The organism is Massiliimicrobium timonense (assembly GCF_042850985.1).
GTDB lineage: Bacteria > Bacillota_I > Bacilli_A > Erysipelotrichales > Coprobacillaceae > Allocoprobacillus.
The window spans coordinates 1714587-1733469 of the sequence record NZ_AP031415.1 but is presented as its reverse complement, the minus strand read 5'-3'; the positions used below and the strand labels follow the sequence as shown (position 1 = coordinate 1733469).

Below are 18883 nucleotides of genomic sequence, written 5' to 3'. Positions count from 1 at the left end.
TATCGACTTTTAAAGGGTCAAAAAAAGCAGCTAATTAATAACTTTTAGCTGCTTCTCCTTGTTAATTTTTTTATTTATGTAATTGTTTAATTTTGTATCAGCTTCCATATTCTTTTTGTCTTAGATGCGTATATATCTTTCTTGTCGTGGAAATATCAGCATGTCCCATCAGCTTTTGTGTTTAAATTGATTATTAGTCCACGATTTTTTAATATATCAATCTGTTGATCAAATGTTTTATATTCATGCATAATGTTCATTTTCCTTAAAAAATAAAAGCCTCGAGCTCACACGGGTAACTCGAGATTTTACGCATTCAAATAATACACCAAATGTGTTTTTTTGTAAACATTTTTCATTCTTTCTGTTAATTTTATTTACTTCTTTGCATATTTGATATAACACATAGAAATATGTATTGTGATAATGTTTTTGATGAAAAAATATAAGTGAGGATTCATTTGTAAAATCAGCATTGATACGACAATTGTTTTACATAATCTTAAGATAAAATTTATAGAAAAATGATTTATATCATTAATGATTTTGTTAGAATGAATATGGCTATTGTCAATCATCCTTTGTCAGTTCTTTTTTGACAATAGCTAAATAAAAAGAGTGCCTTATTTCAAACAGATTCTCACTATCTCATGTTATTAAATCAATCTCTTAACACACTAAGGCAATAAAAAAATCAGATGATATCTGATTTTTTTATTGATTTTGTTTACAAGTGATAGAAAGAGGTTTAAACTATTCGTTAGTAGTATTTAACGAAAGAAGGATTATATGAAAAGATTAGGTAATGATGAATGTTGGTGTGGAAGTCATCAAAAATATAAAAAATGTCATCAGAGGTTTGATGAAAGATTACGTTATTTAAAACGGCAGGGATATGTTATTCCTCAACATAAGATGATTAAAAATGATAAACAAATTGAAGGAATTAAACAGGCTGCAGTGATTAATAATGGGTTGCTGGATTATATAGAAAGTCATATAAAAGCTGGAATGACAACACAGGAGATAGATGATATGACTGTAGAATATTTAAAAGCACATGATGCATCGTCTGCTGATCTCCATTATGAAGGGTATCCTAAAAGTATTTGTACTTCTATTAATGATGTAGTGTGTCATGGTATTCCTGATGCTCAGGTTGTTTTAAAAGAGGGAGATATTATTAATGTTGATGCAACGTCTTGTTATAAGGGGTATTATGCGGATGCCTCACGTATGTTTATGATTGGAGATGTCAGTGAAGAAGCAAGACAACTTGTGGAAGTGACAAGAGAATGTCTATATAAGGGAATTGAATCTATTCGCCCTTTTAAATCTACGATTAGTGATATTGGAAGGGCAATTGAAACTCATGCGCATCAACATGGTTTTTCTGTTGTTCGAGAATTTTGTGGACATGGTGTAGGGTTATCCATGCATGAAGATCCTTATGTTCTTCATTTTGATCCGCATTATCCGACAACACTGCTTGTTCCGGGAATGGTGATTACGATTGAACCTATGATCAATGCTGGAAAACGTTATATTCATATTGGTCCTAATGGCTGGAGTGCATATACTGATGATGGCTCTTTATCAGCACAATGGGAACATACAATATTGATTACAGAAACTGGAGTGGAAATTTTATCTATGTAAAAGTCGATTTTATCGGCTTTTTTATATTATCATTATATTTCATTTTTTGAAATTTTTATCATCTCTATCAAAAAAGGAGTACAATAATTATAACAAGGAGGTAATGAAAAAATGAGTTTTCCTAAAAATTTCTTATGGGGTGGCGCTGTTGCAGCCAATCAGTGTGAAGGTGCATGGCTGGAAGATGGAAAAGCCCCTAATGTTACAGATGTGATGGTTGGTATTGGGTCTAAGGATCCCGGTATAAAGTGGAATAAGGATTTACAAAAATATGAGATGTGCTTAGATCCAAAAAAAGTTTACTTAAGCCATGAGGCAATTGATTTTTATCATCGTTATGAAGAAGATCTTGAATTGATGGCTGGAATGGGATTCAATTGTTTTAGAACTTCAATTGCGTGGGGAAGAATTTTTCCTAATGGAGATGAAGACACACCTAATGAAAAAGGGCTGGAATTTTATGATCGTTTGATTGATAAAATGCTTGAATTACATATGGAACCTGTTATCACTTTAAGTCACTATGAAACACCGTTACATCTTCTTACAGAGTATGGTGGATGGAGTGATCATCGTTTAATTGATTTTTGGAAACGTTATGTCACAACAGTATTTCAGCGTTATAAAGGGAAAGTTAAATACTGGCTAACATTCAATGAAGTCAATAATATGATGCGTAATCCATTAGTGGCAGGAGGTGTATTGACATTACACCCAGAAAATCCAGATGATCCTATTGGGTCAACAACATTTGAAGATAAATGGCAGGCTTATTATCATATTTGTGTTGCCAATGCATGGACAGTGAAACTTTGTCATGATATTGATCCTCAGGCAAAGGTAGGATGTATGTTGACATCATCTTCTGTCGCAACATATCCTTACAATTGTAATCCAGATAATGTATGGGGAGCATATGATACAGTCAGAATGGCTAATTTCTATTTTGGTGATGCCTTCTGTTTTGGAGAAATTCCAGGTTATGTCAAACGTGTCTGGCGTGAACATCATTTTCAACCAGTCATGAATGATGATGAACTTCAATTAATGAAAGAAAATACAGTGGAATTCTTTTCATTGAGTTATTATCGTTCTTCAACATATGATCAGGATTATGCGAATGGTGGAGATACTGGAGGAATCACTGGTAAGGAAAATCCTTATTTGGAAGGATGTTCACCAAAACCTTGGTCATGGCCTATTGATCCTAAAGGAATACGTTATATTTTGAATGTTTTATATGATCGTTATCATTTACCATTATTTATTGTTGAAAATGGGATTGGTTTGGATGAAACGCTTGATGAAAATGGACATATTGATGATGCTTTTAGAATGAAATATGTAGAAGATCATTTACATTATGTTCATGAAGCCATATTAGATGGTGTAGAAGTGATGGGATATTTGTATTGGGGACCTATTGACGTTGTTTCAGCTGGAACAGGTGAAATGAGAAAACGTTATGGATTTGTTTATGTTGATCGTTTTAATGATGGTCATGGGACATTAGAACGTCATATTAAAAACTCTTATTACCGTTATAAAGAGATTATTGAAAGTAACGGTGAAATTCTTTTGAAGTAGCAAAAAAGTTTTAGGAATGCCTAAAACTTTTTTACTGAAATAAAGTAAATCCAAGATAATAAACAAGAGGATGAAACATTTTTGTATTGAAACCATAACAGATACAATCATCCTGTTCACCATCCCAGTCGTTATTCAATTGATCTAATAATGGTTGAACTTCTGAAGCTGTGATATCTCCAGTTGCGTAAAATTCACTATGGTCTTTTAATCCGGCATATTCTCTGGCAGGAGAGATAGAAAGATTTGGTTTGATTTGATAAAGTAAATCTTTAATCAGCTTTTCATCTTCTGATTTTTCACTGGAAATAATCACATGTAATCTTAAAAACATCATATCCCTTCTTTCGTCATTATTTTAACATATTTTGATAACATGAAAAGATGTATTTACGAAAAAAATAGTGTATAATATTTCTTTAAAAGGAGGTCAATATGAAAAAGACAGTGATTGGTATATTGGCACATGTTGATGCTGGAAAAACAACGCTTTGTGAATGCATGTTATATCTTTCAGGGCAGATTCGTCAATTAGGGCGTGTAGATCATCAAGATACTTTTTTAGATTATGATGCACAAGAACGTCATCGTGGCATTACGATTTTTTCTAAACAGGCTTATTTCGAGTGGAAGAATACGCAATTTCTTTTGATGGATACACCTGGACACGCTGATTTTTCAGCAGAAATGGAAAGAACATTACAAATATTAGATTATGCTATTATTGTTGTGAATGGAATGGATGGAATTCAATCACATAGTGAAACAATTTGGCAATTACTTGCGCATTATCATGTACCAACTTTTATTTTTGTCAATAAGATGGATCAGACAACTTATCATCAAGAAGAACTTCTTTTAGAATTAACGCAAAAATATCATGATCATTGTATTGATTTTTCTTTACCAGAAAATCAGCTTTTTGAAAATATAGCGTTAGTCAATGATACATTATTAGAAGAATATATGACAAATCAAAAGATTTCACTTCAGCATATTCAAGAAAGTATTCAACAAAGACAAATCTTTCCTGTTTTCTTTGGCTCTGCCCTTAAAAATCAAGGGGTTGAAACATTTCTTGATATGTTAGATCAATATACTTTAGAAAAAGTTTATCCTGATACATTAGATGGTTTTGTTTTTAAAGTCACTCATGAACAAGGACAATGTTTGACACATGTTAAATTAACAGGTGGTTCCATTCATGTCAAAGAAGTGATTGGAAATGAAAAAGTCGATCAGATTCGTCTTTATAATGGTGAAAAATATACATTAATGATGACAGCCAAAGCTGGAGATGTTGTGGCTTTGAAAGGATTAAAAGCATTTTTACCGGGTATGACTTTCAATCATCAGACAACGATACAGCCAGTAATGGTTCCTTATATGAATTATCGTATGGTCTTATCACCACAAACGGATCGACATGTGATGATGCAAAAATTACAGATTTTAGCTCAGGAAGATCCGACTTTACATATTTCTTATATGCCTGAAACACAAGATATTTATATTCAATTAATGGGAGAAATTCAGATTGAGATTTTACAAAATATGATTCGTGAGAGATTTCATGAAGATGTTCATTTTGATCATGGTGAGATTTTATACAAAGAAACGATTGCTAAACCGATTGAAGGTGTGGGACATTTTGAACCTTTACGACATTATGCAGAAGTCCATGTCCTGCTGGAACCATTAGAGAGTGGTAGTGGACTTGTTTTTGAAAGTCAGTGTTCAACGGATACTTTGCCCTTGCATTATCAACGTTTGATTATGACACATTTTCAAGAAATTGAACATCGCGGGGTTTTAATAGGAGCACCTATTACAGATATGAAAATCACTTTACTAGCTGGAAAGGCCCATCAAAAACATACCGAAGGTGGAGATTTTCGTGAAGCAACCTATCGTGCGATTCGTCATGGTTTAAAGCGAGGAGAATCGATTCTTTTAGAACCTTATTATGATATTCATATTCAAATTCCTAAAGAAGCCTTAAGTCGTGTTCTTTATGATATGGAAAAGAAACAGACTAAAGTGTCAATGGAAGAAAATGGAGATAGGATTGATTTATATGGACAAGGACCTGTTGCATGTTTACAAGATTATCAACAGGAAATCATCGCTTTGACAAAAGGAAAAGGTCGTATGACTTGTTCATTAAAGGGATATTTTCCTTGTCATAATTCTACTGAAGTCATTCAAGACAAACATTATGATAGTGAAACAGATCAAAAATATCCAACAGGTTCTGTATTTTGTCAACATGGAGCTGGTTTTTATGTCAAGTGGCAGGATGTTGAAAACTATATGCATCTTCCTTATCAATATACAAAAAGCAAAAAAAGTCAGAATATATCTCAAGAATTCAAATCATATCAAAATGAAGATGAAGAACTGGATGCTATTTTTGAACGAACTTATGGACCTGTGAAACGTCGCTTGGCTGATGATTATTATCGAACACCTGCTTATGAAGCTTCTATGCAGGTACAGATGAAACCAGAATGTCTGCTTGTGGATGGATATAATGTGATTCATTCGTGGCCTGAACTCAAAGAACTTGCAAAGACGCATTTAGCAGTTGCTCGTGAACGTTTGATTGATATTTTAGCAAACTATCAAGGGTATAAACAATGCGTATTAATTATTGTGTTTGATGCTTATCAAGTGAAACAAAATCTGGGACATCAGGAAAAACGTCATAATGTTCATGTCGTCTATACAAAAGAAGCCCAGACAGCGGATATGTATATTGAACGTGTGACGCATCAACTTGCCAGTGAATATCGTGTTGTTGTCGCAACATCGGATGCTTTAGAACAATCTATTGTTATTGGACGAGGTGCTCGTCGTATGTCTTCACGTGAACTGGCTTTAGAAGTGGAAGCAATGGCACAACATGGTTTTCAGGAATTTCAAAGAAAACAACCGCAAAGTCATGAATTTTTATTGGAAGATGTTAATAAATATAAAAAATAAAAAACGCACGATGATGCGTTTTTAAAATACCTGTAAAAGCATACCCACCAGTGTGGCACTGATAAGCATAATAAACATAATTCTCAAAATATCTTTTTTATTATCATACATACGCCATAAAACGAGTATACCTAATCCTGCACTGGTCATTAATCCAGCAAATAAAGCACCAAAACTTAAGACATTGTCAAGATAAAGCTGAGAAAGAATAACACTGGCGGCACAATTAGGAATAAATCCAGCTAAGGCTGTTAAAACTGGCTGGAATAAAGAACCATGGACTAATAAATAATTCAATGTCTGACTGCCAACTTCTTCCATCAGCCATGTTAAGGCAAAGTTGACGATAAAGACAAAGATAAAAATTTTAACAGTATGAATCAATGCTAAATAGACAATACCATGACCATGTTCTTCTTCATGACAATGTTCATGAACATCATGTAGACTATGGTTTTGGCGTAGATGATGGGAATGAACCAATCCATCAACAAGATAACCAATTATCATCGCAACAATGATTTTTAAAATAATAATCATTAAAAGCGTCTGTGATTGTTGGGGCTGGGCAATCAGGATGGGAATTGCATCATCGCTTGTCGCAATAAAAACAGCTAATAATGTCCCTAAGCTGATGCTTTGGTTCATATATAATCCACTGGCAATAACTGAAAATCCACATTGAGGAATAATGCCTAAAAAGCTTCCAATCAAAGGTCCTAATTTTTGAGCACGTATTAAAAATGTTTCAAATCTCTGATTATTTTTATGTTCAATGTATTCCATTAATAAATAAGTTAAAAATAAAAAAGGAATCATTGGTATTAAATCATGTAAAGAATGTTCTAGTATATGTAACATATTAACCTCCATTAAAGCATTATCTTATCATAGATTTTTAAAAAAAGCTAATCATATGATGTCATCATTTTTATGGGCATATCAGTAGTCAAAAGTTTTTTCGCTATGTTAGAATGCCTACAAGGATGTGAAGATAATGAATACAAATGAACAAATCATTAAATTTTTTGATCAAACTTTTCATGATTCAAAATTTCAATCTACTTTAGAAAAAATGAATCAGGACTTTTTTCAAGATAATGATCATTTCAAACGTCTTTATGACAAATGGATGGCTTATTATCATGAATCAATGACGCTTCATGAAGCCATAGAAATCTTTATTTTAGTTAGTGATGAAATGATTAGTGTCGAAGAACCTCAATGGGAGATGATTGCGGGAAGATTTTTGGCTTTTGATATTCATCAACAAGTAGAAAGTCATATACAAAAGCTTCATCTTTTGACTTTTTATGATAAAATCAAATATTTGACTCAAGAAGGATATTATGGAGCTTATATTTTAGAACATTACAATAAACAAGATATTCAAGAATTAGAGGCATATATTGATGATGAACGTGATGCATTCTTTAATCATAGTGGGCTTGATCTTTTATATAAACGTTATCTGATTCATGATTATCATCATCAGATATTAGAAACACCTCAGGAAATGTTTATGGGCATAGCGATGCATCTTGCTATAAAAGAAAAAAAACGTGTGCAATGGGCTAAACAGTTCTACGATGTATTAAGTACTTTAAAAATAACTATGGCAACGCCAACAATGGCGAATGCCAGAAAGCCATTCCATCAGATGAGTTCATGTTTTATTGATGTTGTGGAAGATTCTTTGGAAGGTATTTATCAAAGTTTAGATCATTTTGCTCAAGTTTCTAAATATGGTGGAGGTATGGGCTTATATTTTGGAAAAGTCCGTGCAAATGGAAGCTCTATTCGTGGCTACAAGGGAGCTGCTGGAGGAATTGTACGCTGGTTGAAGCTTGTTAATGATACAGCGATTGCTGTAGATCAGTTAGGTGTCAGACAAGGAGCCGTCGCTGTTTATCTAGATGTCTGGCATAAAGATTTACCAGAATTTTTACAGATCAGAACAAATAATGGAGATGATCGTATGAAAGCTCATGATATTTTTCCGGCAGTTTGTTTTCCACGTTTATTTTGGAAATTGGCTAAGGAAAATCTTGATGCTTCATGGTATATGATGTGCCCTCATGAAATTTATGAAGTGAAGGGCTATCACCTTGAAGATAGTTATGGTCAAGAATGGGAACAACGTTATGACGAATGTGTTCAAGATCCACGTATTTCTAAAAGAGTTATGAGTGTTAAGGAAGTTGTGAGGTTGATTATTCGTTCACTTGTGGAAACGGGAACACCTTTTGCTTTTAATCGTGATGAAGTCAATGAAATGAATCCTAATCATCATCAAGGAATGATTTATTGTAGTAATTTATGTACTGAAATTGCTCAAAATATGAAAGCTATGACATTTTTAGGGAAAGAAATTGTTGAAGTCAATGGAGAAAGTATTGTTGTAGAAAAGACCAAACCGGGTGATTTTGTGGTATGTAATCTGGCTTCGTTGACATTAGGAAGAATCAATGTAGATGATGAACAGGAACTGCAACATGTTATTCAAACAACAGTGAGAGCTTTAGACAATGTCATTGATTTAAACTATTATCCATTGCCTTATGCCAAAATAACGAACCATCAATATCGAGCCATAGGTTTAGGAACAAGTGGTTATCATCATTTATTGAGTTTAAAAGGCATTCCCTTTGAAAGTGAACAACATTTACAGTTTGTTGATCAGTTATATGAAAAAATCAATTACTACACATTAGAAGCATCTTGTCAACTGGCTAGAGAAAAGGGAAGTTATGCTTATTTTCAAGGGAGTGATTATGATACCGGACTTTATTTTCAAAAGCGTCATTATCATTCTTCAATGTGGCAAAAATTACAGAAGGACATTCATCAGTATGGGTTACGTAATGGATATTGTTTGGCAATTGCTCCAACGTCATCTACATCTATCATTGCTGGCACAACGGCGGCAGTTGATCCTATCATGAAGAAATTTTTTATTGAAGAAAAGAAAGGTAGCATGATGCGTCGTGTAGCTCCAGATTTGAATCCAAAAACGTTCTGGCTTTATAAAAATGCTCATTATATGGACCAAAACTGGATTGTTCAAGCGGCAGGTATTCGTCAGCGTCATATTGACCAGTCACAGTCTGTGAATATTTATATGACACAGGATTTTACTTTTAGAAAACTTTTGGATTTATATATTTTAGCAAGTGAGTGTCATGTCAAGACGCTTTATTATGTGAGAAGTCAATCTCTAGAGATTGAAGAATGTGAATCATGCAGTGCATAAGGAGGAAATATGGAATTAAAAACAAAAGCATTGTTTAATGAAAAGGGAGATATTGATGTGCAAAAACGTCGTATGATTAATGGGAATACGACGAATTTAAATGATTTTAATCATATGAAATATCAGTGGGTTCATGACTGGTATCGTCAAGCAATGAATAATTTCTGGATTCCAGAAGAAATTAATCTTTTACAGGATATAAAAGATTATCGTTTGTTGAAGGATGAAGAAAGAACAGCTTATGATAAAATTTTATCTTTTCTTGTTTTCTTGGATTCTTTACAAACAGCCAACTTACCACATATTGGTGAATATATAACAGCAAATGAAATTAATCTCTGTTTAACGATTCAAGCATTTCAAGAAGCTGTTCATTCACAAAGTTATAGTTATATGTTAGATACAATTTGCTCCCCAGCAAAGCGTGATGAAATTCTTTATCAATGGAAATATGATGAGCATTTACTCAAACGTAATCAGTTTATTGGTGAACAGTACAATGCTTTTATTGATAGTCCAGATTCTTTTCATCTGATGAAAACGTTAATGGCGAATTATATTTTAGAAGGTATTTATTTTTATAGTGGGTTTATGTTCTTTTATAATTTAGGTCGTATGGGAAAAATGCCCGGATCAACACAGGAAATTCGTTATATTAATCGTGATGAAAATACACATCTCTGGTTATTTAGAAATATCATTTTAGAACTCCAGAAAGAAGAACCACAGCTTTTTACAGATGAATTAAAAGAGGTTTATCGTGGTATGATTCTTCGTGGTGTAGAAGAAGAAATAGCGTGGGCACAGTATGTATTGGGTGATCGTATTGAAGGTTTAACAATGACGATGGTCAGTGATTATATTCATTACTTGGGAAATTTACGTGCGACATCTTTAAATTTTGAACCTTTGTTTGAAGGTTATGATAAGGAACCAGAATCTATGCAATGGGTGAGTTTGTATAGTCAGGCGAATCTGATTAAAACAGATTTTTTTGAAGCAAAATCAACAGCTTATGCAAAATCAGCGGCCATTGAAGATGACTTATAAGAAAAGAAAGGAAGCTATCCTTTCTTTATTTTTTTGGCTTCTAACCAAAGCATATGTAAGACTTCTAAAAGCATGTTGCGTGTTTTTGGTTTTAATAAGGTGATTTCTTTGATGGCACTCATAATATGTTTGTAGGAAATATGTGATAAATCAGAAAAATTATAGATATTTAAACGATCAAAAAGAGAGAACATAGCTTCAACAAACTGATGTTTTTCTTCTAAACTTAATTTTTCTAAAAAGAGAATGACTTTAATTGCAAACTGTACACTTTCATATGATAGTTCATCGACTTCAAAATGATGGGCCTGAAGCTGCCATGAAAAAGCATTATGCTGCATCATTCCTGTTTCATGACTCTTGACAACTGTATAGTTTTCTTCATGCCCTAAAACAATGCCAAAAAAAGAATAATGAGGAATGTAACTATGAATGTAAGGCAACATTTGACGATAAGCAGATGATTTTAAAATCTCGTCATGGAATCCCGGACCATCAAAGTTATCAACCTGAAAAATACGTTTTTGAATACTTGTCTGACAAAAACAGGCAGCGTAAATAGCGAGATTTCCTCCTTTGGAATGTCCGACCAGCCAGAGTGGACGTTGTTTTTGATATTGAAAATGTTTTTTGAAACGTTGCCATAATGAAGCATCTATAAAAGGATTTTTTAAATCAGCAAGAAGTGAAGATGGTATTGAGAGTTTGGCGATATGTTCTACAAAATGCACTGATGATTCTTGAGCAGGAACACTTTTTTCACATAACATCAAAAAATCTTCATGCCATCCAATTAATGAATCATCCGTTCCTCGAAAGGCAATCACAATACGTCCGTCTTCTAATAATAAAGCCATTGCTGAAAATTGTTTGACAAGTTCTTTATTGACATCATTAACATAATCAAGAATACGAATGTTTTGATAACGGGGAGCGGAAGCCATTTTTTCAAAAAGTTCATGACTGGGAATCTGAATTTTTTGAAGTTCCTGATCAGATAATGATTGATTCCTTTGGACATATTTTTGATAGACCAGCCATAAAGGAGGTTGATGTAAGGGTTCAATAATCTGATCTAAATTGACATAAGCCAGTTCACTGAAAATTAAGGCATCTATTTCATTATAAGGAAATTGTGTCGTGAGTAAATCACCACGTAGATCAACATAATTTAAGATTGTATTCACGTTCATATCATCACCCCTTTGGATTTGTATAGGGAAATATTTTACATGATTTTTTGGATAAATGCAAATGTCAATGGATACAACTCATTGCGAAAAATGTCAAAATATGATACTCTAACAAAAAGGATGTGTCGTTATGAAAAAAATAGATAATAAATATTTACGTCGTATTGTATATAGTATTCAGTTTTTAATGTCCATTGTTTTACTATCAACAATGTATTTTATTCAATTTGTACCTATGAAGTATTTGATAGCCACAGCAGTTGTTCTGGTTATTTTAATGGTTGGAGAATATTTTTTGATTTTCTATAAGAAAAAAGGAAGTAAACGTTCTTTATTGACACAATTTTTAAGTTTGTTATTAAGTTGTTTGATGGCTGTAGGTTCGTTTTATATTTATAAGACAGGACAGGTTGTTGATTTATTAGCTGAAGAACAATTTCAGACACGTGCTATTTCTGTGATTGTCTTAAAAGATTCTGTTATTAAAAATGAACATCAATTGCCAGATCATTTGCTTTCACATGTATCATATGTAGATGAATCAACGATGGATTATACAGTTGATCAAATTGAATCTGAGGTAGGAAAGATATCTTTGGATGATTCCTCTGATTTCCATCAGTTAGTCACAAAGCTTTATCAAAAAGATGTGGATGCGATTATTTTAGATGAAGCTTTTAGAAGTCTGGTTGAACAGGAAAAAGAGCATTTTAATGAAGAAACGCGTGTTATTTATCAGGTTAAACGTGATGAAGCAGCTGTGAATGCGAAAAGTGTTGATGTGACGCAAAAACCTTTTTTGGTTTATATCAGTGGAAATGATGAATATGGTGATTTAACGACTGTTTCACGTAGTGATGTCAATATGCTGGTTGGTATTAATCCTGTGACGCAACAGATTTTACTTATTAGTATTCCTCGTGATATTTATTATCCACTACATCGTAATGGTCAATATGATAAATTTACGCATACTGGTATGTATGGCTTACAGGAGAGTATTGATACTTTGGCCGATATCATTGATCAAGATATTAATTATTATGTTCGTATGAACTTTACGTCTTTTATGGATATTGTAGATGCTTTAGGTGGTATTACGGTGAATTCATCAGAGGCGTTTACGACGAAGATTGGTGGGTATCATATTCAAGAGGGAGAAAATCATTTGAATGCAAAACAGGCTTTAGCTTTTGTAAGAGAAAGAAAATCATTTATTGATGGAGATTTCGCTAGAGGAAGAAATCAGCAGCGTATGATTTCAGCAATTGTCAAAAAGGTCTGTTCACCAGCTATTTTAACTTCTTTTTCAGATGTTTTAGATACCGTCAGCCAGAGTATAGAAACAAATATGCTAAGTGATGAGATGAATGCTTTAGTTTCTATGCAGTTATCAGATATGCCTGATTGGGATATTCAATCTTATCAAATTACAGGGGACAGTGCTTCCATGCCTTGTTATTCACTGGGTATGAATGCATCCGTTATTATTCCTCATGAATTATCTATTCAACAGGCTAGTGATTACATTGATCAGTTGATGGCTAATGAAAAAATTGAAACAGAATTAGGAGATTTACAACAATAAAATGAAAGGATTTTATATGAAAGATACAATTTTAGTTTACCGTTTACCAGAATACATCAAATCAAAAATACAAAGTATTGGAAAGGATTTGGATATTGCCATAGATGAAATTGATCTTCATGATATTCATCAGACAATTGGATACTTACTACATTTAGAGGGATATCAAAGACAATCTCAATCATCTATTCTTACAATGATGCAGGAACCATTTGTATTTTTTGCCCTTCAAAAAGATAATCAACTTGAATTATTATTGCAGTTATTTCGTTTGAAAGGAATTCCTTTTATTCCTTATAAAGCTGTTTTAACACAACATAATGTCAATTATACATTCTCTCAGTTGTATCAAAGTGTCGCAAAAGAATATTCATATATGACTCAAAAACCTCAATAGAGGTTTTTTTAATAAAAAAATCCTAAGCTGTTGCATGCTTAGGATCACAAGTTAAATTCATATTCAATTTTCTTAATGTTTCCGTATCTTTATTACTTAAAATGACAGTTGAATGAATTTCACAATCTTTCAATAAAGGGAGAGCTTCCAGACATTTTTTTGCATTTTGATCTTGAGCTGAAGCAATTGTTAATGTCAGTAAGACTTCATCAATATCCAAAAGAGGTGTTTTCATATTTAAGTAATCATTTTTTAAAGAAAGAATAGAATGTAACATCGTTGGTGAAATCAATTCAATGTCCTGTTCAATTCCAGCCAGATATTTTAATGCATTCAACATAGCAGCACTTGATGCACGTAATAATGATGATGTCTTTCCACTGATTAAATGTCCATCATTTAATTCGATTGCACAGACAGGACCCTGACGTGTTTGTGCTACTTCTCTAGCTACAATGGCACATTTACGATTTTTTGCATCTACCCCTGCTTGAGAGAGCAGCATTTGCATTTTTTCTAATGACTGATCATTAATTTTTCCCATCAGATAATCTACTTGAGCGTGGTAATAACGACGAACAATTTCACGGCAGCTGGCATCTTTAGCGGCTTCATTATCAATGATGGCATAGCCTGCCATGTTGACACCCATATCAGTAGGAGAAGCATAAGGAGATTCACCAAAGATTTTTTTAAACATTGTATTTAATACAGGGAAGATTTCAATATCACGATTATAGTTAACGGTTGTTTCACCATATTTTTCAAGGTGGAATGGATCAATCATATTGACATCATTGAGATCAATTGTAGCAGCTTCGTATGCTAAGTTCACGGGATGTTTTAAAGGCAAGTTCCAGATTGGGAAAGTTTCAAATTTTGCATATCCAGCACGAATACCATGTAAATGTTCATGATATAACTGTGATAGACATGTTGCCATTTTTCCTGAACCGGGACCCGGTGCTGTCACCACGACCAAAGGTTTCGTTGTGATAATATAATCATTTTTACCAAAACCTTCTGGAGAAATAATATGATCAACATTATGAGGATAGTTTTCAATAGGGTATTGCATAAAGACTTTAATACCACGTTTTTCTAATTTGGTTTTAAAGGTATCAGCTGAGTTTTGATGTTGATATTGTGTGATTGTTACACTTCCAACATATAAACCGACATGTTCATATTCATTGATTAATCGTATCACTTCATCATCATAAGAAATGCCTAAATCCCTTCTCATTTTATGTCTTTCCAAATCTTTTGCACAAACAGCGATGATGACTTCTACTTTATCTTTTAAAGTTAATAACATTTTGAGTTTGCTGTCGGGTTCAAAACCGGGTAAAACACGTGAAGCATGGGTATCGTCAAAAAGTTTACCACCAAACTCTAAATAAAGCTTGTTGTCGAATTGTTCAATTCTTTCTTGGATATGTTTTGATTGTAGTTCTACATATAATTCATTGCTAAAGGCTTTTTTCATTTTTTTCTCACTCCTAGACAACATTATATAGAAAATGGATTGAAGATAAAGAAAATAATAAAAAAATATTAAGTCAATAAATAATGATAATTATAAATAAAGATGGCTTCTTTTTGATTGTTGTTATTGTATGAAAAATATGGTATATTGTAAAAGATAAAAGAGGTAAAGGAGTCTTATTATGTTTAATATGGTCTTTTTAAAAATTGTTTTGAATTTTCTTGTGAGCTTTATTGTTGTTGTGGCAGTGATGCCTAAAGCGATCCGTTATTTGAAGAAATTGAAGTTTGGACAGGTTGAAAGAGAAGAAGGACTACAATCACATAAAGCCAAAGGTGGTACCCCAACAATGGGGGGAACTGTTTTTATTTTATGTGCAATCATTGTTGTTTATATTTTGAATATGACTTCATTAAAAAATCCGTATATTCATTTATTGACATTTGCTTTTTTAGGATTTGGACTAGTAGGATTTATTGATGATTATTTGATTGTTGTGAGAAAGACAAATGATGGTTTAAAGCCATTATATAAATATGCTTTACAATCTGTGGTTGCTATCGCATTTTATATTTTGGCGAAAGTCTTTATTCCTCAATTTGATACTGCTATTTCCATTCCTTTATTACATATTGAAGTAGATATAGGATGGTTTTATCCTATTCTTGTGTATTTTATGTTTACTGCTGGCAGCAATGCTGTAAATTTAACAGATGGGTTGGACGGTCTGGCAACAGGACTATCTATGATAGCTATCTCTGTTTTTGTTATTTTTGCGATTATGAATAAAGATTATGAAATTGCTATTTATGCTATGGCAGTCGTTGGAACATTGCTTGGATTTATGTGCTTTAATTATCATCCAGCACGTATATTTATGGGTGATACAGGATCGTTAGCGCTTGGTGGTTTTTTAGCAGCTTTAGCTGTTTTAACACGTCAAGAATTATTGTTTATTTTAATTGGTGGGGTTTTCTTAGTTGAAACACTATCTGTTATCATTCAAGTTGTATCCTTTAAAACAAGAGGAAAACGTGTATTTAAGATGGCACCAATTCATCATCATTTTGAAATGCTGGGATGGACGGAACAGCAAGTTGTGATTTCTTTTTGGTTTTTAGGGTTTATTTGTGGAATTATTGGGATTGTCTTAGGAGTTATGTAATATGTTAAAAGGGAAAAAAGTCTTAGTTTTAGGATTGGCTAAAAGTGGCAGGGCTGCAGTTGAACTGCTTGATGCAATGCATGCCACGATTACAGTGAATGAATTTGCAGCAAAGGATCATATTGATTGTTATGATGAATATCTGGCAAGAGGTATTGAAATGATTGCGGGGGGACACCCTGATGAATTGTTTGAAAGAGATTTTGATTTTGTGGTCAAAAATCCGGGCATAAATTATCATAAACCTTTTGTTTTGAGATTAAAAGAAAGAGGAATTCCTGTTTACACTGAAATTGAACTGGCTTATCAAGTGGCTCAAATGCAAAATTATATTGCTATTACAGGAACAAATGGGAAAACGACAACAGTGACATTAATTGATGAGATTTTAAAACATGCCCATCATTTGTCTTGTTTGGCAGGTAATGTGGGTATACCTTATTCCTCTTGTGTTTTAGACAATGATTTGCTTCATTGTGATGGGTATGATGTGGTTTTAGAAATGTCTAATTTTCAATTATTAGATATTGAAAAGTTTCATCCACATATTTCTACAATTATAAATCTGACTCCAGATCATTTGGATTATATGGCTTCACTGGATGAATATTATGCTTCTAAAACGCGTATTTATATGAATCAAGATAAGCAAGATTATTTTATTGAAAATTTGGATGATGAAATCTTGCAGAGTTATTTAAGCAGGTATCCTGTTTTGGCTCAAAGAGTGACTCTTTCTTTAACCAAACCAGCTGATTGTATGATTCAAAATCAAGCGATTTATTATAAAGGAAATCATGTTATTGATTTGGATGAAATAAAAATAGTAGGTGATCATAATATTCAAAATATGATGATTGCCATTATTGCCTGTGCATTAAGTCATGTGTCTTTATCAGATATTCATGATACTTTGGCTTCTTTTCAGGGAGTAGAACACCGTATAGAATTTGTAAGAGAATATCATGGTGTTAAATATTACAATGATTCTAAAGCGACAAATACAGATGCAGCGATTATTGCTTTAAAAGCTTTTAAACAGCCGGTTATATTATTAATGGGTGGTCATGAAAAAGGTCTGGATTTAACAGAGATGTCATCTTATGCTTCGAAGATCTCAACGCTTATTTGTTTTGGTGAGGCAAAGGAAAGATTTGCCAGAGAAATGCATATAGACAATACAATTGTTGTTGAACATATGAAAGATGCTGTGATGAAAGCAAAGGAAATTGCTCATGAAGGAGATGTTGTATTATTATCCCCTTCAACAAGTTCATATGATGAATTTAGTGGATATGAAGAAAGAGGAAAGGTTTTTAAAGAGATTGTTCATGATTTTAAGTAAGTGAGAAGATACGTTGGTGTATCTTCTTTTTTGATGCTTCTTTTCATATAGTGAAATGATGGGGGTGTCACCGTGAAAACAAAGAAAATTGTTGCTTTAACTGTGATCATTGTTATGATTGGTTTAATAAGTGTTTATACTTCTTCACATATCTGGGCATTTTATAAGTATGATGATGCTTTTTATTATATCAAAAGACAGGTTATTTTTGCCTGTTTAGGGTTTATAGCTATGTTTGTGACATCACGTATTGATTATCATTTGTATAAAAAATATTATCGTTTGATTTTAATGATTTGTTTTGTATTATTGATTCTTGTTTTAATCCCGGGAATTGGTGTTGTCAGAGGCGGTAGTCGCAGCTGGTTTCATTTAGGTTTTTTTGCATTACAGCCAAGTGAATTGTTTAAAATAGGAATAATTATTTATACAGCGGTATATATTGAAAAACATTATTATCAGATGAAAAAAATTCGTTATAGTTTTAAGATATTATTGATAATGGGGTTAGGCTTTTTACTCATTATGTTACAGCCGGATTTTGGTAGTGGTATTGTTATGGCATGTGGTATTATTGTGATGATGATTGTGTCACCTTTTCCATTTCGTTATTTTGTTGGTTTAGGTATTATTGGTGTGATAGGAATTGTTGTGATGATTTTATCGGCTCCCTATCGTATGGAGCGTATTCTTTCTTTTTTAAATCCATTTCAAGATCCATTAGGAAGTGGTTTTCAGGCAATTCAGGCTTTATATGCAATTGGACCGGGAGGACTTTTAGGTGTTGGCTTTGATAAGAGTATACAAAAACATTTTTATTTACCTGAACCACAGACAGATTTTATTTTTGCAATTGTTGCTGAAGAATTTGGTTTTTTAGGAGGTATCATTTTAATAGGACTCTATACGAGTTTGTTGAAAACGATGTTGAAAATCAGTCAGAACGTTCCGGATTTATTTGGAAGTTTTTTGATGATTGGTATAACTTCGATGATGGGTATTCAAACACTCATTAATTTAGGCGTAGTTGTCGGACTTTTTCCTGTTACAGGTGTAACCTTACCATTAATGTCCTATGGTGGCACAAGTTTGGTTATTACATTAATGAGTATAGGAATTTTAATTAATATCTCGAAATCTTGTCGGGATGTGTTATAATGAGAACTAGGAGT

At 32.9% G+C, this 18883-nt stretch carries 14 protein-coding genes; 10 read left to right on the top strand and 4 right to left on the bottom strand.

From position 1 onward, the window contains the following. Positions 1-789: 789 nt before the first annotated feature. Both ACGHJ8_RS09075 and ACGHJ8_RS09070 read left to right on the top strand, forming a co-directional pair. Positions 790-1659: a methionyl aminopeptidase gene (locus tag ACGHJ8_RS09075; protein ID WP_390539928.1), complete on the top strand. Its 870-nt coding sequence runs from the start codon at positions 790-792 to the stop codon at positions 1657-1659. 111 nt (positions 1660-1770) lie between these two features. Next, positions 1771-3246, top strand: coding sequence for a glycoside hydrolase family 1 protein (locus ACGHJ8_RS09070; protein WP_390539926.1), 1476 nt, complete (start codon positions 1771-1773; stop codon positions 3244-3246). Between the two features lie 31 nt (positions 3247-3277). Here the strand turns inward: ACGHJ8_RS09070 and ACGHJ8_RS09065 are convergent, their stop codons facing one another. Beyond that, positions 3278-3580: a hypothetical protein gene (locus ACGHJ8_RS09065; RefSeq protein ID WP_087358552.1), complete on the bottom strand. Its 303-nt coding sequence runs from the start codon at positions 3578-3580 to the stop codon at positions 3278-3280. Positions 3581-3681: 101 nt separating this feature from the next. Here ACGHJ8_RS09065 and ACGHJ8_RS09060 point away from each other — a divergent pair, with 101 nt between their 5' ends. Further along, positions 3682-6231, top strand: coding sequence for an NYN domain-containing protein (locus ACGHJ8_RS09060; RefSeq protein WP_390539924.1), 2550 nt, complete (start codon positions 3682-3684; stop codon positions 6229-6231). A gap of 21 nt (positions 6232-6252) precedes the next feature. Here the strand turns inward: ACGHJ8_RS09060 and ACGHJ8_RS09055 are convergent, their stop codons facing one another. After that, on the bottom strand, positions 6253-7092 hold the full coding sequence (locus tag ACGHJ8_RS09055; RefSeq protein WP_390539922.1) for a putative manganese transporter: 840 nt from the start codon (positions 7090-7092) through the stop codon (positions 6253-6255). A gap of 136 nt (positions 7093-7228) precedes the next feature. On the opposite strand from ACGHJ8_RS09055, the gene ACGHJ8_RS09050 reads away from it, so the two are divergent. Together ACGHJ8_RS09050 and ACGHJ8_RS09045 are read left to right on the top strand one after the other, a co-directional pair. Beyond that, the gene (locus ACGHJ8_RS09050) at positions 7229-9484 is read left to right on the top strand and encodes a ribonucleoside-diphosphate reductase subunit alpha (protein ID WP_211963777.1); all 2256 of its coding nucleotides are present in this window, start codon (positions 7229-7231) and stop codon (positions 9482-9484) included. Between the two features lie 9 nt (positions 9485-9493). Then, positions 9494-10534, top strand: coding sequence for a ribonucleotide-diphosphate reductase subunit beta (locus ACGHJ8_RS09045; protein WP_087358544.1), 1041 nt, complete (start codon positions 9494-9496; stop codon positions 10532-10534). 14 nt (positions 10535-10548) lie between these two features. Here ACGHJ8_RS09045 and ACGHJ8_RS09040 read toward each other — a convergent pair whose 3' ends face one another. Continuing rightward, positions 10549-11727 carry an Mbeg1-like protein gene (locus ACGHJ8_RS09040; protein ID WP_211963779.1) on the bottom strand — a complete coding sequence of 393 codons (1179 nt, stop codon included), beginning with the start codon at positions 11725-11727 and terminating at the stop codon, positions 10549-10551. Positions 11728-11857: 130 nt separating this feature from the next. Between ACGHJ8_RS09040 and ACGHJ8_RS09035 the strand changes: the two genes are divergently transcribed. Beyond that, positions 11858-13315, top strand: coding sequence for an LCP family protein (locus tag ACGHJ8_RS09035; protein WP_211963781.1), 1458 nt, complete (start codon positions 11858-11860; stop codon positions 13313-13315). Between the two features lies 1 nt (position 13316). Then, positions 13317-13712 (top strand): DUF3783 domain-containing protein, encoded by a 396-nt coding sequence (locus ACGHJ8_RS09030; RefSeq protein ID WP_390539919.1) that lies wholly within the window; start codon positions 13317-13319, stop codon positions 13710-13712. A 22-nt stretch (positions 13713-13734) separates the two neighbouring features. Here the strand turns inward: ACGHJ8_RS09030 and ACGHJ8_RS09025 are convergent, their stop codons facing one another. After that, on the bottom strand, positions 13735-15201 hold the full coding sequence (locus tag ACGHJ8_RS09025) for a DUF1846 domain-containing protein (protein WP_205089623.1): 1467 nt from the start codon (positions 15199-15201) through the stop codon (positions 13735-13737). Positions 15202-15382: 181 nt separating this feature from the next. On the opposite strand from ACGHJ8_RS09025, the gene mraY reads away from it, so the two are divergent. From mraY to ftsW, 3 genes are all read left to right on the top strand, one after another. Continuing rightward, positions 15383-16366 carry a phospho-N-acetylmuramoyl-pentapeptide-transferase gene (gene mraY, locus ACGHJ8_RS09020; protein WP_087358534.1) on the top strand — a complete coding sequence of 328 codons (984 nt, stop codon included), beginning with the start codon at positions 15383-15385 and terminating at the stop codon, positions 16364-16366. 1 nt (position 16367) lies between these two features. After that, entirely contained in the window at positions 16368-17711 is a 1344-nt protein-coding gene (gene murD, locus ACGHJ8_RS09015; protein WP_211963783.1) for a UDP-N-acetylmuramoyl-L-alanine--D-glutamate ligase, read from the top strand. 72 nt (positions 17712-17783) lie between these two features. After that, positions 17784-18869 (top strand): putative lipid II flippase FtsW, encoded by a 1086-nt coding sequence (gene ftsW, locus ACGHJ8_RS09010; protein ID WP_087358530.1) that lies wholly within the window; start codon positions 17784-17786, stop codon positions 18867-18869. Positions 18870-18883 lie beyond the last annotated feature (14 nt).

What these genes read in the sequence shown, in the direction of transcription:
- ACGHJ8_RS09075 (WP_390539928.1), top strand. Translation starts at nt 790, where the DNA reads ATGAAAAGATTAGGTAATGATGAATGTTGGTGTGGAAGTCATCAAAAA.
- ACGHJ8_RS09070 (WP_390539926.1), top strand. Translation starts at nt 1,771, where the DNA reads ATGAGTTTTCCTAAAAATTTCTTATGGGGTGGCGCTGTTGCAGCCAAT.
- ACGHJ8_RS09065 (WP_087358552.1), bottom strand. Translation starts at nt 3,580, where the DNA reads ATGTTTTTAAGATTACATGTGATTATTTCCAGTGAAAAATCAGAAGAT.
- ACGHJ8_RS09060 (WP_390539924.1), top strand. Translation starts at nt 3,682, where the DNA reads ATGAAAAAGACAGTGATTGGTATATTGGCACATGTTGATGCTGGAAAA.
- ACGHJ8_RS09055 (WP_390539922.1), bottom strand. Translation starts at nt 7,092, where the DNA reads ATGTTACATATACTAGAACATTCTTTACATGATTTAATACCAATGATT.
- ACGHJ8_RS09050 (WP_211963777.1), top strand. Translation starts at nt 7,229, where the DNA reads ATGAATACAAATGAACAAATCATTAAATTTTTTGATCAAACTTTTCAT.
- ACGHJ8_RS09045 (WP_087358544.1), top strand. Translation starts at nt 9,494, where the DNA reads ATGGAATTAAAAACAAAAGCATTGTTTAATGAAAAGGGAGATATTGAT.
- ACGHJ8_RS09040 (WP_211963779.1), bottom strand. Translation starts at nt 11,727, where the DNA reads ATGAACGTGAATACAATCTTAAATTATGTTGATCTACGTGGTGATTTA.
- ACGHJ8_RS09035 (WP_211963781.1), top strand. Translation starts at nt 11,858, where the DNA reads ATGAAAAAAATAGATAATAAATATTTACGTCGTATTGTATATAGTATT.
- ACGHJ8_RS09030 (WP_390539919.1), top strand. Translation starts at nt 13,317, where the DNA reads ATGAAAGGATTTTATATGAAAGATACAATTTTAGTTTACCGTTTACCA.
- ACGHJ8_RS09025 (WP_205089623.1), bottom strand. Translation starts at nt 15,201, where the DNA reads ATGAAAAAAGCCTTTAGCAATGAATTATATGTAGAACTACAATCAAAA.
- mraY (WP_087358534.1), top strand. Translation starts at nt 15,383, where the DNA reads ATGTTTAATATGGTCTTTTTAAAAATTGTTTTGAATTTTCTTGTGAGC.
- murD (WP_211963783.1), top strand. Translation starts at nt 16,368, where the DNA reads ATGTTAAAAGGGAAAAAAGTCTTAGTTTTAGGATTGGCTAAAAGTGGC.